This is a genomic window from Micromonospora sp. WMMD1128 (genome assembly GCF_027497235.1).
Taxonomy (GTDB): Bacteria; Actinomycetota; Actinomycetes; order Mycobacteriales; family Micromonosporaceae; genus Micromonospora.
On record NZ_CP114902.1, the window covers coordinates 3,171,372 to 3,189,954 of the forward strand.

18 protein-coding genes are annotated in these 18,583 nt (G+C 71.9%); 3 read left to right on the plus strand and 15 right to left on the minus strand.

The window, feature by feature from the left end:
- Positions 1–21: 21 nt before the first annotated feature.
- The 9 genes from O7602_RS14565 to O7602_RS14605 form a co-directional block, all read right to left on the minus strand.
- On the minus strand, positions 22–1,581 hold the full coding sequence (locus tag O7602_RS14565; RefSeq protein WP_281589657.1) for a polysaccharide lyase family 1 protein: 1,560 nt from the start codon (positions 1,579–1,581) through the stop codon (positions 22–24).
- A 212-nt stretch (positions 1,582–1,793) separates the two neighbouring features.
- Positions 1,794–2,969, minus strand: coding sequence for a helix-turn-helix domain-containing protein (locus O7602_RS14570; protein WP_281589659.1), 1,176 nt, complete (start codon positions 2,967–2,969; stop codon positions 1,794–1,796).
- On the minus strand, positions 2,959–3,111 hold the full coding sequence (locus O7602_RS14575; protein WP_281589661.1) for a hypothetical protein: 153 nt from the start codon (positions 3,109–3,111) through the stop codon (positions 2,959–2,961). Before O7602_RS14575 ends, O7602_RS14570 begins: the two co-directional genes overlap by 11 nt.
- Before the next feature lie 153 nt (positions 3,112–3,264).
- The gene (locus O7602_RS14580) at positions 3,265–4,410 is read right to left on the minus strand and encodes a helix-turn-helix transcriptional regulator (RefSeq protein WP_281590308.1); all 1,146 of its coding nucleotides are present in this window, start codon (positions 4,408–4,410) and stop codon (positions 3,265–3,267) included.
- Positions 4,411–4,602: 192 nt separating this feature from the next.
- On the minus strand, positions 4,603–5,202 hold the full coding sequence (locus O7602_RS14585; protein ID WP_281589663.1) for a hypothetical protein: 600 nt from the start codon (positions 5,200–5,202) through the stop codon (positions 4,603–4,605).
- A gap of 3 nt (positions 5,203–5,205) precedes the next feature.
- A complete protein-coding gene (locus O7602_RS14590) occupies positions 5,206–6,582 on the minus strand; it encodes an alpha/beta fold hydrolase (RefSeq protein WP_281589665.1) in 1,377 nt (458 codons plus the stop codon).
- Positions 6,583–6,596: 14 nt separating this feature from the next.
- The gene (locus O7602_RS14595; RefSeq protein ID WP_281589667.1) at positions 6,597–7,247 is read right to left on the minus strand and encodes an NUDIX domain-containing protein; all 651 of its coding nucleotides are present in this window, start codon (positions 7,245–7,247) and stop codon (positions 6,597–6,599) included.
- Positions 7,248–7,251: 4 nt separating this feature from the next.
- Entirely contained in the window at positions 7,252–8,283 is a 1,032-nt protein-coding gene (locus tag O7602_RS14600) for a hypothetical protein (RefSeq protein WP_281589669.1), read from the minus strand.
- A gap of 130 nt (positions 8,284–8,413) precedes the next feature.
- Positions 8,414–9,298 carry an NAD(P)-binding domain-containing protein gene (locus O7602_RS14605; RefSeq protein ID WP_281589671.1) on the minus strand — a complete coding sequence of 295 codons (885 nt, stop codon included), beginning with the start codon at positions 9,296–9,298 and terminating at the stop codon, positions 8,414–8,416.
- Between the two features lie 96 nt (positions 9,299–9,394).
- Between O7602_RS14605 and O7602_RS14610 the strand changes: the two genes are divergently transcribed.
- Entirely contained in the window at positions 9,395–9,757 is a 363-nt protein-coding gene (locus tag O7602_RS14610; protein WP_281589673.1) for a helix-turn-helix domain-containing protein, read from the plus strand.
- Here O7602_RS14610 and O7602_RS14615 read toward each other — a convergent pair.
- Positions 9,754–10,566, minus strand: a complete 813-nt coding sequence (locus O7602_RS14615) for a CPBP family intramembrane glutamic endopeptidase (protein ID WP_281589675.1) — start codon at positions 10,564–10,566, stop codon at positions 9,754–9,756. The genes O7602_RS14610 and O7602_RS14615 overlap by 4 nt on opposite strands.
- A gap of 153 nt (positions 10,567–10,719) precedes the next feature.
- On the opposite strand from O7602_RS14615, the gene O7602_RS14620 reads away from it, so the two are divergent.
- A complete protein-coding gene (locus O7602_RS14620) occupies positions 10,720–11,376 on the plus strand; it encodes a response regulator transcription factor (protein WP_281589677.1) in 657 nt (218 codons plus the stop codon).
- Between the two features lie 116 nt (positions 11,377–11,492).
- On the plus strand, positions 11,493–12,104 hold the full coding sequence (locus tag O7602_RS14625) for a response regulator transcription factor (RefSeq protein ID WP_281589679.1): 612 nt from the start codon (positions 11,493–11,495) through the stop codon (positions 12,102–12,104).
- Here the strand turns inward: O7602_RS14625 and O7602_RS14630 are convergent.
- The 5 genes from O7602_RS14630 to lanKC form a co-directional block, all read right to left on the minus strand.
- Positions 12,034–13,809, minus strand: a complete 1,776-nt coding sequence (locus O7602_RS14630) for an ABC transporter ATP-binding protein (RefSeq protein WP_281589681.1) — start codon at positions 13,807–13,809, stop codon at positions 12,034–12,036. The genes O7602_RS14625 and O7602_RS14630 overlap by 71 nt on opposite strands.
- Positions 13,806–15,473, minus strand: coding sequence for an ABC transporter ATP-binding protein (locus O7602_RS14635; RefSeq protein ID WP_281589683.1), 1,668 nt, complete (start codon positions 15,471–15,473; stop codon positions 13,806–13,808). The genes O7602_RS14630 and O7602_RS14635 overlap by 4 nt, the downstream gene beginning before the upstream one ends.
- A gap of 64 nt (positions 15,474–15,537) precedes the next feature.
- Positions 15,538–15,657, minus strand: coding sequence for a SapB/AmfS family lanthipeptide (locus tag O7602_RS14640; protein WP_281589684.1), 120 nt, complete (start codon positions 15,655–15,657; stop codon positions 15,538–15,540).
- A gap of 44 nt (positions 15,658–15,701) precedes the next feature.
- A complete protein-coding gene (locus O7602_RS14645; protein ID WP_281589685.1) occupies positions 15,702–15,821 on the minus strand; it encodes a SapB/AmfS family lanthipeptide in 120 nt (39 codons plus the stop codon).
- Between the two features lie 6 nt (positions 15,822–15,827).
- Positions 15,828–18,440 (minus strand): class III lanthionine synthetase LanKC, encoded by a 2,613-nt coding sequence (gene lanKC, locus O7602_RS14650; RefSeq protein ID WP_281589687.1) that lies wholly within the window; start codon positions 18,438–18,440, stop codon positions 15,828–15,830.
- Positions 18,441–18,583: the final 143 nt, after the last annotated feature.

Here is an 18,583-nt window from a genome sequence, read left to right on the forward strand (position 1 = left end):
CCCCCGCCTCGTTTGCGCCGGTCAGGCGTACGTCTCGAACTCGCCGACCCTCGGCGTACCGCTGGAGCTGTTGATCTTGAAGTTGATCTTCTTCAGTGAGGTGGCGGCGAAGCTGATGGCGCCAGCGCCGCTGCCGGCGGCCAACACGGCCCCGGTGTCGTTGTTGACCAGCTGCCAGGAACCGATCGAACCCTGGGTACCGGACGGCTCCCGGATCACCACCCGGGACACCCGGGTGGCCGAGCCCCATTTGATCGAGATGGTGCCGGTCGAACCGGACGGCGACCACCAGGTGCCGAGGTTGCCGTCACGCACGTTGCCGTAGCTGGTGCCGCTGGCCTTGCTGGAGCCGTCCGCGCCGGCGCCGGAGACGAGGCTCAGGTTGGTCCCGCCGGACGGCGGCGGCGTGGTCGTCGGCGGCGGCGTGGTCGGCGCGGGCGTGGTCGGCCCCGGCGTGGTCGGCGGCGGGGACTGCGGCGTGCAGTTGCCGTCGGACACCCGCAGACCGGTGTTCGCGCCGGCGGTCTGCCGCACGATGTCCGGCACGCAGCTCGCCCCGTCGAGACGGTACGAGTAGGGGATGCCGACGGTGGTGTTGGACGTCGGGTTCGGCCCCGCCGGGTAGTTCTCGTCGCCGGTGGCGGACCAGGTCACGTTGTCGAAGATGTTGCCGCTGACCTGCCAGGACCCGCGCTCGTTGGTGTAGAAGGTGCCGAGTACGTCCTTCGAGTTGCGGAAGTAGTTGTTCTCCACCTTCGCCTTCGCCCCGGCCCGGGAGTTGATGCCCGACTCGTGCAGGCTCACATAGTGATTGTTGTAGATGTGGGCGGTGCCGCCGCGCAGCAGCGGCGTACGGGAGTCGATGTTCTCGTAGAGGTTGTGGTCGAACGTGATGAAGCTGTTCGAGCGGTCGCTCTCACCCGACCCGATCAGCCCGCCGCGACCGGAATTACGCAGGATGCTGTAGGACAGGGTGACGTACTGGGTGTCGTTCTTCATGTCGAACAGGCCGTCGAAGCCCTCCGACTCCCCACCCGACGCCTCAAGCGTCACGTGGTCCACCCAGATGTTGCGGACAGTGCTCTCCATGCCGATGGCGTCACCGCCGTTGGAGGTCGGCGAGCCCGACTTCTTGACGTTCCGCACGGTCACGTTCTGGATGATGATGTTGCGCGACTCGCGGATGTGGATGCCGAGCTGATCGAAGACGGCGCCGCCGCCCACCCCGATGATGGTGACGTTGCTGATCTGCTTCAGCTCGATCACGCCGGCCGCCGTGTTGCAGCTCGAACCGGAGACCTTCGCGGTGTTGCCGTGGTTGATGGTGCCGCTGACCTCGATGATGATCGGGGTGCTGCTGCTGGCCCGGTTGCACAGGGCGGTGTGGATCGCGGTCCCGGTGGTGGCGCGTACCGTCTGCCCGCCCGCGCCGCCGGTGGTCCCGCCGTTCTGGGTCGCGTAGCCGGTGGCGACGCCGGCCGCCGCCGACGCCTCGGGGGTCGGCAGCGCCACCACCACCGCGGCTCCCACCGCCGCCGTTGCCATTGCGGCCTGTAGTCGCAGTGCGACTGGTCGTTTCATTTTCCGCCTCGCTTCGTATTCGGGCACGCCGGAACAGCCAGCTGTCGCCGAAAAGGGAAAGGTGAATTGCCGCGACGCGATCAGGCGCGTCGCCGGCCGCTCTCATTCATTCGCGGAGCCCGGTCCGCAAATGAAACATCGATGTAACGCAATCGTATGAAAGCGCTTTCGTGGATGGCAAGGGCTGGCGTTTGCAGGTTTTTTGCACTACCTCAGACCACCCCGGGGCCCCGGGCGAGCCGGCCGAGCGTCGCAGCGGCGTCCGCGCACCGGGCGACCTGGGCGACCACCTCACGCGCCGCCGGCCGGTGCCGCACCTCGGCCGGCGCGAGACGGTCCGCCCGCGCCAGGACCTTCGCCGCGCTCTGGGCGTCACCGACCAGGAGGTACGCCCGCGCGGCGTCCACCAGGTGCGCCGCGCGATGGTCCAGCGGCAACCACCGCCACCCCTGCCCCTCGATCGCGGACTCGTGGCGGGCGACCGCCTCCGCACCGTCACCCAACTCCACGGCGGCCACGACCCGCGCCACCTCCACGGCAGCCGGCCCGAACGCGGTCCGGTGGTGGTCGCACCCGTCGCCCACCCGGGCGGCCATCTCCCCCGCCTCGTCCAGCAGGTCACCGGCCGCGCGCCCGTTGCCTGCCCGGGCCGCCGTCAGCGCCGCCTGGGTCAACAACGTCCCGCACAGCGACACCTCCCCCGGCGTACCGGAATCCAGGTCGCGTGGCGCGATCCGGTACGCGGCGGCCAGCAGCACCGACCGTGCCCGCGCCGACGCCCGCAACACCGGACCGAGCTGCACCGCCGCGCAGGCCAGCAACACCCGGTCCCCCGCCGCGACGGCCATCGCCCGATCCGCGGCCAACCACGCGAGGCCAGCCTCATTCAGCTTCGTCAGCAGCGCCGCCGTCACCCGGTACGCGTCCACCACCGCCGCACGGTCCGCCTGCGTATCCCGCGCCTGCCACCGTTGGACACCGGTCAGCAACGCCGGCAGTTGCTCGACCAACTGGGGATACCGGGCGTACTGGTAGGTGGTCCATGCGTGCCGCACCGCCTGGACCAACCGATCGGGCGGCACGTCGTCGCGGGCCGGCGTCATCCCGTACGTGGACAGAGCCGCGCGGATACGCGTGACGCCCTCGGTGCGCTCGGCCGTCCCGGCGGGCCGGGCATCGTCGCCGAGCAGGGTGGCGGCGTCGACCCGCAGCACCGCCGCGATCTCCCGGATCGTCGACACCCGTTCCAGCGACCGCACGCCGCGCTCGACTTTGTCCACCCAGCTCTTCGACTTGCCCAACCGGTCGGCGAACGTCTGCTGCGAGAGCTTCCGGCGCACCCGCAGGTAGGCCACCCGCCGACCGATCGGCACCCGCTCACCGCTCACGCCGCCACCGCCGATCCGGCACCGCCCGGGTGATGTCGTCAACAGGTGTCCGCTCCGCCTCGGCCTGCGCGATGATCCGCTGCCGCGCCGCCTCCCGTTCCGCCCGGTCAGCCTGTTCGCCAGCGCTTTCGCCCTGTCCCATCGGTGCTCCCCTCTGGACACGAGGCACGGCGAAAGGACCCGCCTCCGTCGCGCCGGTTCAAAGACGCGGATCCGGCAGGAACGCCGCCGCCACGCCTGTGATCGGGACGCTACGGAACGTGCACGGAACGGCTGGAACGCTTACGCACCACTACTACGTCGTGAGGCTCATTCGTTCGCAGAGCCCCCGCAGTTCGCTCGACGTCGCTCCCCTACGCAGCAACGAACGCACTGTTTCCCGAGCCGAGACGGACGATCGGGCGTGCTGCGGGCCGACCCGTTCGGCGGCGAGCAGCATCCGCACCGCCTCCCGATCCCGGCCGACGGCCTCGGCGGCGCGCCCCATGTCGAGCCAGAAGTACACCTGTCGCACCGCCGGCAGACCGGCCAGGTCCACACCCGCCGCCACCGCCATGGCCTCCTCCGGCCGGCCCGTGTCGAGCAGGAACGCCATCCGCCACATCGCCACGTTCCGCGGACCAAAGGCGAGATCCCACCTGTCCGTCTCCCCGGTCCGCGCGGCGATCTGTGCCGCCTCGTCGAGATGGTCCTCGGCACCCGCCCGGTCCCGCAGGCCGGCGAGATGATGCGCCCGGGCGAGGTGCAGGAATCCCAGAACGTCCAACGCGCCGCCCACCGCGCTGCCCGCGAGATCGGCCGCCGCCGCGTCGCACCACGCCCGAGCCGGCCGGTACGCCCCCGAGTAGGCGGACACCCGCGCCCGGTTGGCCGTCGCGACACCGACCGCGATCGGATCGTCGAGCAGGGCAGCCGCCTCGGCGCAGCGTTCCGCCGCCAGCCAGGCGTGAGCCGGATAGCTGACGCTCAGCAGGGAGCCCATCGCCACGCCGTACACCGGCACCATCTCCGCCAACGCCGCACGCCGCTCGGTCAGCCCGTGCATCGCGGGCACCAGATCGACGAGCCGCCGCAACGCGCCCGCGTAGTCACACCGACCGTAGAGTCCACGCACGAGCGTCGCCTCGCGACGCACCTGCTCGACAGTGGCCGGCGCGTCGGACCGCCCGGTCATCGGCGTGTCCATCATGATCCGCCAGACCCGCTCCGCGTCGATGCGCGCGGCGTCGAGCTGCCGGTCGGCCGGTGTGTACGCCTGCCCGGTCAGGTCCACCACCGAGCATTCGAGTGCGGCGGCCAGGTCCACGACCATGTACCTGTCGGTGCGCTGCTGCCCACGTTCGATCCGGGACCAGGACGTGTGGGAGATGCCGGCGCGGCTGGCCGCGTAGCGGATGCTCCACCCGCGCAACTCCCGGCGGGCCCGGATGCGGTCGCCGATAGACGGATCGGCGGGGATGGGACGGCGAGGCATCAGCGGCGCTCCCAGACCACACGAGAAACCCTGCCGATCACTTTCCGGCAGACTGCCACAACGGACGGTACACCGGTCAGTGCAAGAACGCGTCAAAGCCATACTGATCGGCGGTCAAAACTCTCGGCCTGGTTCTCCGCGAGGTGGGGAAGGCGGACGTCAGGTGACCACATCGGGTGGAACGTGCCCGCGCGCCGCGGCGAAGACCCGGCGCGGGCCGTCGATCTCCGCGAAGAAGGAGTGACACGACGGTGGGATGAACGTGGCCCAGGGCGTACCCGCCGCCACCTTCGCCTTGATAGCGGTTGTGGTCAGCACGTCGGCCGCCGCCAGATCGGCGAAGACGTGCACCTGCTCGCCCCTGGAGCGCCACACTGTCTCCTTCGCGGCCTCGAATTTGTCCTTCGCGGTCAGGCAGATCAGTCGCTTCGGCGGGTAGATCTGAGCCACGGACTGCCAGTCGAGGTCGTGGCGGGGGGCGATGAGCAAAGCCACTCGATCAGCGATGCCCTCGCCCTCCAGCGCCATCCGCATCAGGGTGAACCGTTCCCAGACCGTCAGTGGATTGCGGACCGGGTCGTATGCCGCCTCAGCGAGGTGGCCGTAGTCGTCGGTTGTCGACCGCCAACCGAAGTGGGTGGTCAGCACCGCGACATGCGGAAGCGGCAGGGCTGCCAGGCTGCGCCTCAGCACCGCCAGATGCCCGATGTGCGGCGGCTGGAACCGTCCCGTCCACACGGCGTGGAGTCGTCCGTCCATCGGTCAGCCTCCTGCCTGCGGCATCGGTCCGACCATGTCAGCGAGAGCGGCGCTGGTCGACGCCAACAGGCGGGGGAAGCAGCCGTTGGTCGAGAAGTTGTGGTCAGCGCCCTCGATCGTCACCTGTAGATCAGGAGGGATCGGCGTCAGATCCATCCCGGCGGTGTACCTGTCGTTCCCGGCCAGCCATACCCGGCCGACATTCTCACTGAGGGCATCCCAGGCGGCGCCCGCCTCGTCGATCATGTCGCGGCGCAGTTCGAGCCCATGCCGAAATGTACGCCCGGTGTGCTCCAATTCGTCAAGCTGCCGCTCCGGCAGGAACACCCGGGCCAAGTCGACAAGCCGGCACAACGGCGCGAGGCACCAGACCGGCCAATCCTGGTCACCGGCTCGGTCCCGCGCCCGCAACGCGGTCGCTCCGCCCATGGAGTGGCCCACCAGCAGTAGCGACGAAGAGCGTCGGGCAGCCCACTCCGCTACGATCTCGACCGACCGTACCTCGGACGTGAAGTCGCGGAAGACAGGTGTCGAGTCCCCGGACCCGAGTGGGTCGATCGTCAATGTCTCGAAACCCTGCCAGGCCCATTCGTGAGCCAGCCGGTTGTACAGCCCGTACGGGCCGTGCCTAGAACTGCCGAAGTAGCCGGGGATGACGACGATGGTCCGGCGGCTCGCCGCCCAGCTCGGCACGTGCCTGGTCACGGCGACCGCGCCGTCGGGCGACGCTATGCGGAGTTGGTCGATGTCGGGCCACGAACCTCGCGGAAAGGCGGGCGTGGCCGACCAGGCGTCACCCTCACCCCGCCACACCCGGGCGCTCCCGTTGGGAGTGGCCAGGTAGCGGTAGCGGGCATCGCTGGGCAGAACGCCGTTGAGCAGGTGGGCGAGCATGAGAACCGTCGAACTGCTACCCACCACAAGACGGTTGGGGCACCGGTCCCGGCCATCTTTCCGCCACCACGCCACCAGTCGCCGCTCAAGATCGCGGGCGGTCTCGGCCTCAGGGATGTCCAGGTCGACCGCGCTGATCACCCGTGTCCGGAACCGGTCGAGCGACCGGTGCGCTCGGGGGTGGGCGGTCCGCAGTTCCGCTGTCGACCTGCCGGCGGCCACCCCGAGGTCGATGGCGGGCAGGTCGAGTTCTCCCTCGTACCGCACTCCGAGCTGCCCCGCGAGCAGTTGCGCCGAGACGACGGCCTGCGCGGTGGGTGTCGCGACGACGGCTGTCACGCCGACCGCGGCGGCCTGGATCGCACGCGCCAGTCGCGTGACCTGTTCCTGGCCACGGGCGGTGACCGAGGCGAGGTCGGATGGGCCATGGATGTCGCGCAGATTCTTCTCGGTCTCGACATGACGGGCAAGGACGATGACTGCCATCCGTTGCCCGCCCGTTACGAGATCGCCAGCGGGCCGGCGTTCGACAGAAGCCGCTCGGCCATGATCAGAGCCGTCAGGTAGTAGCGCTGGATCCGCGGTAGGAAGGAATCACGAGTGACCGGAAGAGTGAACTCCTCCCACCGTTGTCCGCCCGACCGCTCGAAGGTGTGACCGCGCAGAACAAGATCGTCGACCTTCTCCGTGAACAATTCCATGCCCGCAGCCACGGGTAGCCAGACCAGCGCCGCGACCTCATCGGCGGCTGGCCGGTAGACACCCAGGGGACGGTCGCATCGGTAGAGGAACACCGACTGGTACTCGCGGTTCCGTTGACCGTTCGACTGGTCGGCGACCTCGACCCGCTCACCGAGGTGGTGCAGGCGCTCCGGCTCGACGGTCAGACCGAGTTCCTCGGCAACCTCGCGCAGCCCGGCCATGACCGGCTCGCCAGCTTCCAGGTGGCCGGCGGCGCTCACATCCAGCAGCCCCGGAAAGTTGCGCATGGTGTCCGACCGCTTCTGAAGCAGCAGCGCGCCACCGTCATCGCCGGAGACGATCCAGCAATGGAACGTTCGGTGCCATTCACCCTGATGGTGAGCCTGGATGCGCTCCATGCTCCCGCGCGGCTCCAGATTGGCGTTGTAGATGTCGATCCGCTCTGCCATAGCCTCACCTTCCAGTGATGAACGCGGCACCCGCCGGCCGGGCCCAGACGGATGCCGCCACCGCCCGGTCACGCAGTGTTGCCAGCTGTCCTGCCTCCGCATCTTCGTGTATCGCCTGGAGAATTCGTATCTCCAGCACGAGCGACTTTGCGTACCTTCCCTGATCCGACTCGGCCTGGAAACCTGCCTTGGCCTGACGGACCAGATCGAGGGCCTCGCGGAGCGCGGCGGTGCCCCGAGCATCACTCGGCTCGATGGAGCCACCGGTGTTCACGCCCAGTCGGGTGACGATGGCGAGCGAGCGCGCGTAGTCGACGTGGGCCAGGTCCACACGTACCTCGTGCGGCGCGAGAGCGGCCACGCCGGCAAGCAACTGCTCCGCACGGTCGAAATTCCCTTCGGGGGCCTCGCCGTCGCGCGTCGTCCTGGTCACGCCGAGATGCCGATGCGCCTTGGCCAGCAGAAGACTTCGTCGGGGTTCGCCGAAGCCGTCGGGTAGTTGTTCACCGTACCGAATCGCACGTTCGATGTTGACCACAGCGGTGTTTCGGCCGAGAAGGTAGTTGGCCCAGCCAAGGTCGTCGATGAGGATCGAGATGATCGCCAGCTTGTCGTCCACGAACTGCGCGGACTCCAGGGCCCACTCGCCGAGTTCGACGCGTTGTTCGTGGAAGCCGAGGACGTGCAGGGTGAGTGAAGAGTTCTCCCGGAGTCGCAGCACCGCAGGGTCTCGCTGCTGCTCGTGCAGAATCCGGCCGTAGGCGATGACACCCGCGGCGTACTGGTGGTAGGCGTCGCGTACGTCAGCCTTGTCGGTTCGCCGCGTGAGCAGATAGGCAACTTCGACGACTGACCCCGCGGCAATCACCACCACTGCCACTGCTGACGGGAGAAGCCAGCGATACGCGTGTTCGTGCCCGCCCTCATCCACCCACTCCTGAGTCGTCTGGAAGGCGAAAGTGGCGAGCGCGAGGGCCATGCCGACGACGAAAGTGGTGACCGTTGCGGTCCCGCTAAGCGTGCGCCGCAGGGTCACCGGCCGCCTCCCGGTTACGGACATGAATGGGTCGCTGATGCTACCGGTGCACCGCTCCTGATCCGAAGTCGTCTTTCCGACTCGCTACCGGCGTCACATGCATCCGGCGCGAGGCGGAAACCGCCACCGGCTATCGGCGCACCAGGAGGTCGATCACGCCGGTCAGGCCCTCCGCGCCGTCGCCCCCGGCCAGCCGGCGGCGCATCAACGCGAAGTAGGGATAGAGCAGTTCCGTGCTGACGTCCTGCTGCTCGGCGGTGTCCAGGAACGTCGGCACGCCCGCCACCTGCATGGCGAGGGTGGAGACGACACCCCTGGTGTAGTCGCCGCTGCGCAGGTGGCCGGCGGTCTGGTGGACCGAGGGGGCCATCGCGGTCAGCCAGTCGGCGAGCAGCGGGGCGAGCGATGCGGGGTCGATGTCCTCGCTGCGGATCAGGGCGAAGGCGTGCGCGGTGCCGGCGAACATGCCGTACATGGCGCTGAGCAGGGCCACGTCGTACAGGGCCGCGAAGCCGGCGTCCGCGCCGACGTAGGTGGCGCCGGCCGGGACGGCGAGCGTCTCCCGGTGCCGCTCGAAGAGCGCCGCCGAGCCGCTGTAGAGGATGTAGCCGCCGGCTTCCGGCACGCCGATCATCGGGGGGACGGCCATGATCCCGCCGTCCAGGTAGCGGGCGCCGCGCTCATGGGCCCACCGGGCGCGGGCGCGGGCCTGGGCGGGGGTGCTTGTGGTCAGGTTGACCAGGTCCCGGCCGGTCAGGTCGGCGTCGGCGAGCGCCTGGTCGACCGAGGCGTCGTCAAGCAGGCAGGTGACGACGAGGGTGTTCGCGGCGACCGCCTCGGCGGCGGTGCCGGCGACCCGCGTACCCTCGCCGGCGAGCCTCGTGGCGCGGGCCGGGGTGCGGTTCCAGACGGTGAGTGGGTGGCCGGCGGCGTTCCAGGCGCGGGCCAGCGCGGTGCCCATCGCGCCGAGGCCCAGCAGCGTGACGGGTGTCTTCTCCACAGTGTTCGGTGCCATGTCGACCAGGCTGGCCACCGGCCCGACGATGATCAAGTACGCACTTCGGAGTGGGTGGTTACCCTGGGGTGAGCGAGCAGGCCGGAGGGTGGGGACATGACGACATCGAACCGGCCGGGCGCACCGGACGGGCACACGTGCGGGATCGACGCCGCGATGGAGGTCATCGGCGGCAAGTGGAAGGTCCTGATCCTCTGGGCGCTCCACGAGCACCCGTGCCGCCGCTTCGGTGAGCTGCGGCGGCTCCTCCCGGGTGTCACCGAGAAGGTGCTGGCCTCGCACCTGCGCGAGATGGAGGCGGACGGCATCGTGCTCCGGGTCGCCTACGACGAGGTGCCGCCCCGCGTCGAATACTCGCTCACCGACGACGGCAGGCGCGTCAACGAGGCACTCCGGCCGTTGGCCGCGTGGGGGCGCGAGCGGCGGGCCGCTCGCCGGCCGGAGGTCCGGGCGGGCTAGACACGGGCGGTCGACGATCGGCGCCGCGTCGGACCGAACGCGGCCGAGCAGAGCAGCGGTACGCAGACCAGGGCCAGCGCCACGTCGACGCAGATCATGTTGCGCACGGTGGACAGCTCGCCGAACAACTGCTCGGTGAGCAGCCCCATCACCATGTTGTTGCCGGCGTGCGCCAGGCTGGTGACCCACACCGAGCCGGTCCGGGCGTAGAGCCAGCACAGCATCACCTGGAACAGCATGAACATCACCGTCCACAGCACCATGCTGACGGTGTGGTCGGTGAACTCGGCGTACCCGAGCCAGGCGAGCGGGTAGTGCCACACCGCCCAGACGAACCCGGTCGCGACCGCCGACACGCGCGGACGGCCGGGCGCCAGTCGCGTCCAGAGGAAGCTGGTCCAGCCGAACTCCTCCCCCCAGTAGACCGGCGTCGACACCAGTTGCAGGATCAGCAGCGGCGCGATGCCACCGGGCCCGCCGGCCGGCGACAGGTCCGGCCGCCACCAGCCGAGGGCGGCGGCGCAGCCCAGGGCCAGGAACGTGACGGCGAGCGGCGCGAACCACGCGAGCAGCCAGTGCGGCCACACGCCGCGCAGCCGCAACCGCAGGCCCGCGTCGGCGAACCCCTCTCGGGTCACCCACCGCCGCACCACCACGGCCCCGAGCGCGGGCATCATCGCCACCGGCAGTTGGACGAGCGGATTCACCAGCGACCAGCCCATCACCCACCGGGCGAAGAAGAGGTACGGCCATGTCCCGCCGAACGCGACGACCAGAAAGACGACGATTCCCCGTACCCGTTTCGACATGCCGTGAGCTGATCATCGCGGGCACGGTCGGAGCACTACCGCTGGACGGCCGGTTCGGAGTGGGTCTGGGGGTACCCGACCACATGTCGGGAAGGTCGGCAGTGTCTCGCCAGCCGAGGTTATCGGTGACGCCGCGTCGGGCACAGTGGTCCCGTGAACGATACTGAGCCGGCGTCGACGGTACGGGTCGCCGTAGTCGGGGAGCCCGGGTTGTGCCGGACGCTCGTGGCCGGGGTGGTGGCGTCGGCGCCCGACTTCGAGGTGGTGCGGGAGTGCGACGGGAACGCCACCGACCTGTGCCGTCTCGCCGCCGCCCACCCGGATCTCGTGCTCGTCGACCTGAGCCCGGAGCACGAGGACCCGGAACGTGAGGACCCGGAGCACGAACCGTGGGCCGTGGTGGCGGCGTTGCGCGGCGCGGTGCCGGACTGCGCCGTCGTGGTGCTGACGGGCCGGCCGACCGCCCGGGTGTTGCGCTCGGCGCTGCGGCTTCGGGCCCGTGGGGTCGTCGCGAAGGACGTGCCGCCCGAGGAGATGCTCGCCCGGTTGCGGGCGGTCGCCGACGGGCACCGCACCATCGACCCGGTGACCGCGCTCGCCGCACTCGACACCGCAGACAACCCGCTCAGCGACCGGGAGCGTGAGGTGGCCGCCGTCGCGGCGAAGGGACTGCCGAGCCGGGAGATCGCCGCGCTGCTGCACCTCGCTCCGGGCACGGTCCGCAACCACCTGTCCAGCCTCCTGCGGAAGGCCGGCGGCCGGAACCGGTGGGAGGCGGTGCAACGGGCCCGCGACGCCGGTTGGATCTGATTGCCGACACCCGGATACGGGTGTCGCCGAGCCAATGATTTACATAAGATCCTGACGGCTGGTTATCGGCTGTTCACATTGGGTCAGGAAGGCGGGGGTCATGGCTGGGAGTCGACATGGTCCGCACGCTGCTCGCGATCGAGGGACGGCTCGTCCGGGGGGCGCTCGCCCATTTGCTCGCCACCCAGGAGGACATCGATGTCGTCGCTGAGGCCGACACCGCCGACACCGTCCACGACGCGCTGCTGGACGTCCGCCCGGACGTCGCCGTCATCGACGTCGACGTCGTACCGGTGGAGCGGCTCGTGTGCCTGGCCGCCGCGGCCGACGGCAACCACGGCGGCCGGTTGCTGGTGCTCGTGGACCGGCGGCGGGCCGGTCGCCTCCGCGCGGTGCTCGCCGCGCATCGTGGCCGGATCGGCTTCCTCGACCGGGACGTACCACCCGCACGGATCGCCGAAGGGGTGCGGCAGGTCGCCGACGGTCAGGTGGTGCTCGACCCGGATCTGGTCGTCGCCGCGCTGGAGGTGGCGGACAATCCGTTGACCCCGCGTGAGCGGGAGGTGCTCGACGTGGCCGCCGCCGGCGTACCGGTGCGGGAGATCGCCGATAAGCTCGGCGTGTCCCCCGGCACGGTCCGCAACCACCTGTCCCACGTCATGGCGAAGACCGGGGCGCGGACCCGCTTGGAAGCGGTGCGGATCGCCCGGGAGTCCTGCTGGATCTGACCCCGTCGCCGGCCCAGTAGCCCACCAGCTCCCGGTAGGCCGCCGAACCGGCCAGCAGGCCGCGATGGCTGTCCAGGTGGGCGTACCCGCCGTCGAGCAGCAGCACCCGGCGGGCCCGCGCCGCCGAACTGATCCGGTGCGCGATCACCACGAGCGTCCCGGGCCGGGTGGCGAACGCCGTCTCCAGGCGCGCCTCGGTGGCCGGGTCCAGGTGGCAGGTCGCCTCGTCGAGGATGACCAGCGGCGCCGGGGACAGCCAGGCCCGCAGCAGCGCCACCTGCTGGCGTTCCCCGGCGGACAGGCCCGCCGGCCGCAACGTCGCGTCGAGTCCGCCGAGCCGGGCCACCAGGTCGGCCAGGCCCATCCGGTCCGCCGCCCGATCGATGGCCGCGTCGTCGAGGTCGGGTCGCAGGTAGCGGACGTTGTCCCGGACCGTGCCGGTGAACACGTACGCCTCCTGCGGGATCAACACCCGGTGCGCGGCCAGCTCGGCGGCGGTGGCCGTGGCGGTCGGCGTCCCGGCCACGTGGACGGCGCCGGCCCCGGGGCGCAGCACGCCCGCCATCAGGCCCGCGAGGGTGGACTTGCCGATCCCGCTCGCGCCGACGATCACCAGGTGGTCACCGGCCGGCACGACCAGGTCGAAGCCGTCGAGCACCGGCACCGCGTCCGGGCCGTACCGGAACGTCACCGCCCGCAGCGACAGCGCGGGCGCGGCCGGGTCGCGCGGCGACGGGGCCGCCGCGACCGCCGACCCCTCCGGGGGTACGCAGGTCGTCAGCAGCCGGTCGAGGGTGACCACGAAGCGGAGACCGCCGGCCGCCACGCCCTGGAACAGCGTGTGCAGCGCCGGCTGGATGCCGCGGACCACGTAGACGAGCGCCCCGAGCAGCGCGCCCGGTCCGAGGCCCTGCCGAAGCAGCCACGGGGCGGCCACCAGCAGCAGCGGCACCGGCAGCCACCCGCCGACGGCCAGGCTCAGGCTCCGCGCGGCGGCCATGACGGCCAGCCGCCGCTCCACCCGCGCCTGCGCGTCGACGTGACCGCCGAGCCAGCCGACGACCCGGTCCCCGGTCCCGCTGACCGTGACGTCGCGGTGCCCGGCCACCGCCACGACCGCGTCCCGGCCGAGCCGCTCACCGGCCAGGACGTACTCCCGTTGCCGGGCGACCATCGCCGGCAGCGCGGCGGCGAAGAGCAGGAGACCGGCGAGGACCGGCCCGGTGACAAGCAGCGCGACCGGAGCGGCCAGGGAGCAGAGGCCGACCACGGCGGCGCCGGCGGCGAACACGAAACCCCGGACCACCATCAGCAGGCCCGCCCAGGTGTCCCGGACCATCTCCACCTGGTGGGTCAGCCGGGTCACCGCCGCGTCGTCGCCCCGCCCGCCCGTCGCGCCCGCGAGTGTCCCCGCCACCACCCGCCGCAGCAGGTCGTCCCGGAACGGCTCCACCACGTCACCCAGCAGCCCGTACGCCTGCCGGGTGCCGAGCGCGCCGACGAGCACGGCGACCGCCAGCAGGCCCAGCCACGCCAGCCCGACGCCGGGCCGGCCGGCCAGGAACCCGTCGTCCACGGCACGGGCGGTCAGCAGCCCGGTCAACGCCGCTGGCAGCGCCTCCGCAAGCGACCAGCCGGCCAGGCGCAGCAGCGGACCGCGACGCTGCGCCAGCGCCGCGCGGGTCGTCGCGCCCACCGTGGTCACGACCGGAACACCGCCCGGTAGGCCGGATCGTCCCAGAGCACCTCGTGCGGCGCCACCGCCCGCACCCGGCCGCCGTCGACCCAGGCGACCAGGTCGGCGCGGGCGGCGGTGCCCACCCGGTGGCTGACCACCACCCGGGTACGCCTGTCGTGCGGGCCGGTGATCGCGTCCACCACCCGGTGCTCGGTGACGGTGTCCAGGCTGGACGTCGCGTCGTCGAGGATCAGCAGCCGTTCGGCCCGTAGCGCGCGGGCCAGGCCGAGCCGCTGCCGCTCCCCGCCGGACAGGGCCAGCCCGGCGAGTGGCGTGCGGTAGCGCTCGGGCAGCAGCCGCACCACGTCGTGCACCTGCGCCGCCCGGGTCAGCGGCACCGGGTCGTCGCCGCAGCCGACCGCCGCGCCGACCGTGTCGCCCACGAGCACGGGCCGCTCGAAGCCGTAGCCGACCGCCCGACCCAGCGCCGCCGGCGTCAACTGCGGCAGCGGTACGCCGTCCAGGCGTACCTCGCCGGCGTCCGGGTCCCGCAGCCGGCCGGCCACGGCGGCGAGCAGGGACTTGCCGGCGCCGGACGGCCCGACGACGGCGAGCAGCGTGCCACCGGGCACCCGCAGGTCGACCCGGTCGAGCAGCGGCTCGCCGTCGTCGCCACGGACGTCGACGCCGCACAGCTCCAGCCGGCCCGACCCGGGCGGCAGGTCGCGGGCGCCGTGCCGGCGGGCCGGCTCGTCGAGGATCTCGGCGGCCCGGGCGCAGCCGGCGCGGACCCGGACGGCGGTGTTCACGGCGCTGATCGCGGCGCCCAGCCCCGCGCCGATCGCCGCGTACTGGAGGGCGGCGAGCAGTTCGCCCGGGGTCAGCCGACCGGCCGACAGCGACCAGCCGCCGACCGCCACGACCGCCAGTTGCAGCAACGGATTCAGCAGCGCGCCCCGGGCGGACGCCCCGGCCAGCACCCGCCAGGTGCGTACGCCGTGCCGGCGCAGCTCCGGCAGCGGGGTGAGCACCCGGTCGACCTCCCACCCGGCGGTGCCGGCGGCGGTGATGGTCCGCGCGCCGGCGAGCGCCTCGACGAGCCGCCCGGCCAGATCCCCCTGGGCCCGCTGGTAGCCGGCGACCGCGTCGGACGCCTCGCTGACGAAACGCCGCAGCAGCAGCGCCAGGAGCAGCAGGCCGACCACGAAGGTCAGGCCGAGCCACGGGTCGAGCAGGGTGAGCGCGACCAGGCTGCCCAGCGGTGGCAGCAGCACGCTGCCGGCCAGCACGACCGTCGGGGCGGCCTGCCCGGCGTCGGCGACCTGCCCGACCAGGCGGCCGACCAGGTCGCCCACCGGTCGGCGGGCCACCGTGCGCGGGTCGAGCGTGAAGAGGTGCCGGACCAGGGCGTGCCGCAGCGCGGCGACCGAGCGGGCCCCGGCCACGCCGTCGCCGAAGTCGCTTGCCGCCCGCGTGCCGATCAGCACCAGCACCAGCGCGGCGACCACCGCGATCCACCTGTCGGCCGACGACTGCGGGGCGGCGCCGACCACGGCGTCCACGGCGCGCCCCAGGACGGCGGGGAGCGCCAGTTCGGCAGCGGCCTCGACCACGGCGAGCACCGCCAACGACGGTGTCCACCATCCGGCGAAGGCCACGGCGCGAAGCGCGAGCCGGTCGGCGGGGGTCATCGGGCCTCCCACGGGCGCGGGCCCCGGGCCGGCGTACGCCGGTCCGGGGCCAAGCGACTGATCGTCAGTTGCAGGTGGTGACGCTCAGCGAGCTGTCGCCGCAGAGCAGCAGGCTGGCCTGGCTGCCACCGCCGGTGCGCTCGACGGTCGGCAGTTCCATTCCCTGGAGGTCGAGCAGAGTCATGTCGCTTCCTCGTTTCTCTCGTGTGACGTCGGTCGTCGGACGGATCACTTGCAGGTGGTGACGCTCAGCGAGCTGTCGCCGCAGAGCAGCAGGCTGGCGCGGCTGCCACCGCCGGTGCGCTCGGCGGCCGGCAGTTCCATGCCCTGGAGATCGAGCAGAACCATGTCGATTCACCTCCTTCCGGTCACGTCGGTACGGGATCGCCCCGGGGAAACCGGGGGGTCGGTGGCCGTTCGGTCCGCGCCCGCGACGCGCGGCGCGTCGGGCAGCGGAGTCAGGAACGGCAGGTGGAGCGGGTCGGCCGGCCGGGTCGCCGCGAGCGCGGCGAGCACACCGGCGGCGCCGGTGGCCAGGTCCATGGAGAGCCGCAGGAGCTGGTCGCCGGGGAAGGCGGGCCGGTCGGAGTACGGCAGGGCGTGCCAGCCGAGCAGCCGGGCCTGCTGTCGGGCCGCGTCCCGGTCACCGTGCTCGGCGAGGTACGCGACGATCCCGGCGCGGCCGGCGAAGAGGCCGGACTGCGCGTAGAACGGGGAGTCGGCGGCGCGGCGGATCGCGGTCGCCTCGTCGCGCAGCTCGTCGTCGGGGCGGTGCCGCAGGTACTGGTCGAGCACCAGCCCGACGCCGACGCTCCCCTCGGCCAGATAGGGCATGGTCCGCCAGCCCTCGTTGACCTCCAGGTGCCCGGCGTCACGGCGGACGCAGCGGCGCAGGTCCTGGCGCAGCGCGGTGCGGGCGTGGTCGAGGAGATCGGCGTCGCCGGTCCGCTCGTACATCCGCAGCAGCATCAACGCCACGCCGGCCCCGCCCCGGGCCAGCCCGGCGTACGGGTGCTGCCCGCCGCTGACCTCGGCGACCGAGTCGACGTCGCCGAGCCGTCCGACCACCACGTCGACGGCTCGCCGGGCGGCGTCGGCGTACCGCCGCTCGCCGGTGCGCGCGGCGAAGTGGGCCAGGTTCAGCGCGATGCCGGACAGCCCTCCGGTCAGGTCGTCGCGAAGCTCGGTCCAGGGCTGGTCGAGGGCGAGGTCGAGCAGGCGCACCGCCTCGTCCCGGTGGCCCAGCAGGTCCAGCACGTACGCGATGCCGTGCAGCCCGTCGTAGAGGCCGAGCCGGCTGCCGGAGGCGGGTTGGCGGACCCGGTCGATCAGCCACCGCTCGTGCGCGGGGTCGGTGCCGGCGCCGCTGGCGTGCAGCGCCCAGAGCACCCCGGCCGCGCCGTACGCGAGGTTGAGCCCGCCGTCGGCGCCGGCGAACTGGCGGATGTCGCCGGGGAAGAGGCGGTCGTCGCGTTCCGGTGTGGCGCTTGCGGTGATCGCCTCGGCGATCCGGTCGCGCAGGCCGGGCCAGTCGTCCGGGTCGATCGCGACGACGTGCCGGAGGTCCGCCGGCCGGCCGCCCACGATCACCTCGACCGCCTCGTCGAGCAGCTCGCGCGGCACCGGGAAGTTCTCCGCGACCACGTCGGCCAGGTGCGCCGCCTTGGCGGGCGCCAGCCGCAGCATCGCGGTCAACGGCAGGAACAGGGCCAGGCGCAGGCAGGCGAGCGCGTACGTGTCGACCTCGGTGCCGGTGCGGTCCCGGGGCGCGGCGAACGCCTGGTTGCGCAGCGCGGGCCGGGTCGCCTCGTCGACACTGGTGGCGACCTCGAAGTCGACGAGGGTCACCTCGCCGTCGTCGCCGACCATGATGTTGAACAGATGCAGGTCGCCGTAGACGACGCCGTGCGCGTGGATGGCGGCGACCGCCTCGGCGACCTGGCGGTGCACCTCCAGGGCCCACCGGGTGTAGTCGGCCCGGTCGGCGTCCGGGTGGACCAGCGGGTACCGCTCCACCACCACCTGGTTGAGCGGGCGACCCTCGACGAAGGCCAGGGCCAGGAACTCGTGGCCGCCGAAGCTGAACTCGTCGTGCACCCGGACCAGGTGCGGCACGTCGGCGAGGCGCCGAAGGGTCTGCGCCTCGCGGCGCAGCCGGGTCACCGCGTCGGCGCCGGTGGCGTCCAGGCCGGCGTGCGGGCGCGCCTCCTTGAGCACCACCCGCTCGTCGGTGCGGGTGTCGCGGGCCTCGTACAGACCGCCGCCGTTGGAGAAGTGGATCACCTTCTCGATCCGGTACGGCAGGTCCGTGGTCGTCGCCGCGTTCCGGGCGGCCAGGTGCGGGGCGAGGAAGTCCGGCAGCGTCACCCACTCCGGCACGTGGAACACCGGGTCCCGCCGGTCCGGCACCAGGACGCCGTCCGCGTCCTCGATCGCCGGCACCGTCTGCCCGTCGGCGGAGACGCAGTAGCGGGCGGCGAAACCGCCGTAGCGCAGGTAGACCGGGCCGTCGCCGTAGCGCAGGTCGCTGAGGATGTACGGCCCCTGCTCGCCGTCGAGGAGGCCGGCGAGTTCCTTGGCCGTCAGCTCCAGCTCGGCGTCGTCGCGCGGGTAGACGGTGACGAACTTCCCGCTGGCGCCGCGCCGGGCGTACTTGCTGTTGCGCATGAGCAGCAGGCGCGGGCCGCGTAGGTGCTTGAACGGGATGCCGCGGGGCCGGCAGTAGTCGACCACCTGGGCGAGGACGTGCTCGGCGTTGTCCAGGCACGCGGAGATGTGGATCTTCCAGCCCTGGGCGGGGAGGGAACCGTCGACCGGGCCGTGGATCATCCAGTCGTCCTTGGCCTCGCACTCCCAGCCCGGCGGGACCGGGCCGGTCGAGTAGCCGTCGGCCTCGGCCGTGGTGCTCGCCAGCGAGTCGTAGAAGAGCGGATCGACCGCGCAGTACGAGTCGTACCGTTCGTCCATGTCGGATGCCTCCACCGCCTGATCGGTTGATGTCAATCAAACCGGAAGGCGGAGGCGGGGCACAGTGCGATGAGTCATGACCGGCCGATGAGTTCCACACGCCGAAGTCGTGACAACAGCGGAGTTTGAACTCACGAATACCG

What these genes read in the sequence shown, in the direction of transcription:
- O7602_RS14565 (WP_281589657.1), bottom strand. Translation starts at nt 1,581, where the DNA reads ATGAAACGACCAGTCGCACTGCGACTACAGGCCGCAATGGCAACGGCG.
- O7602_RS14575 (WP_281589661.1), bottom strand. Translation starts at nt 3,111, where the DNA reads ATGGGACAGGGCGAAAGCGCTGGCGAACAGGCTGACCGGGCGGAACGG.
- O7602_RS14585 (WP_281589663.1), bottom strand. Translation starts at nt 5,202, where the DNA reads ATGGACGGACGACTCCACGCCGTGTGGACGGGACGGTTCCAGCCGCCG.
- O7602_RS14590 (WP_281589665.1), bottom strand. Translation starts at nt 6,582, where the DNA reads ATGGCAGTCATCGTCCTTGCCCGTCATGTCGAGACCGAGAAGAATCTG.
- O7602_RS14595 (WP_281589667.1), bottom strand. Translation starts at nt 7,247, where the DNA reads ATGGCAGAGCGGATCGACATCTACAACGCCAATCTGGAGCCGCGCGGG.
- O7602_RS14605 (WP_281589671.1), bottom strand. Translation starts at nt 9,298, where the DNA reads ATGGCACCGAACACTGTGGAGAAGACACCCGTCACGCTGCTGGGCCTC.
- O7602_RS14610 (WP_281589673.1), top strand. Translation starts at nt 9,395, where the DNA reads ATGACGACATCGAACCGGCCGGGCGCACCGGACGGGCACACGTGCGGG.
- O7602_RS14615 (WP_281589675.1), bottom strand. Translation starts at nt 10,566, where the DNA reads ATGTCGAAACGGGTACGGGGAATCGTCGTCTTTCTGGTCGTCGCGTTC.
- O7602_RS14625 (WP_281589679.1), top strand. Translation starts at nt 11,493, where the DNA reads ATGGTCCGCACGCTGCTCGCGATCGAGGGACGGCTCGTCCGGGGGGCG.
- O7602_RS14635 (WP_281589683.1), bottom strand. Translation starts at nt 15,473, where the DNA reads ATGACCCCCGCCGACCGGCTCGCGCTTCGCGCCGTGGCCTTCGCCGGA.
- O7602_RS14640 (WP_281589684.1), bottom strand. Translation starts at nt 15,657, where the DNA reads ATGACTCTGCTCGACCTCCAGGGAATGGAACTGCCGACCGTCGAGCGC.
- O7602_RS14645 (WP_281589685.1), bottom strand. Translation starts at nt 15,821, where the DNA reads ATGGTTCTGCTCGATCTCCAGGGCATGGAACTGCCGGCCGCCGAGCGC.
- lanKC (WP_281589687.1), bottom strand. Translation starts at nt 18,440, where the DNA reads ATGGACGAACGGTACGACTCGTACTGCGCGGTCGATCCGCTCTTCTAC.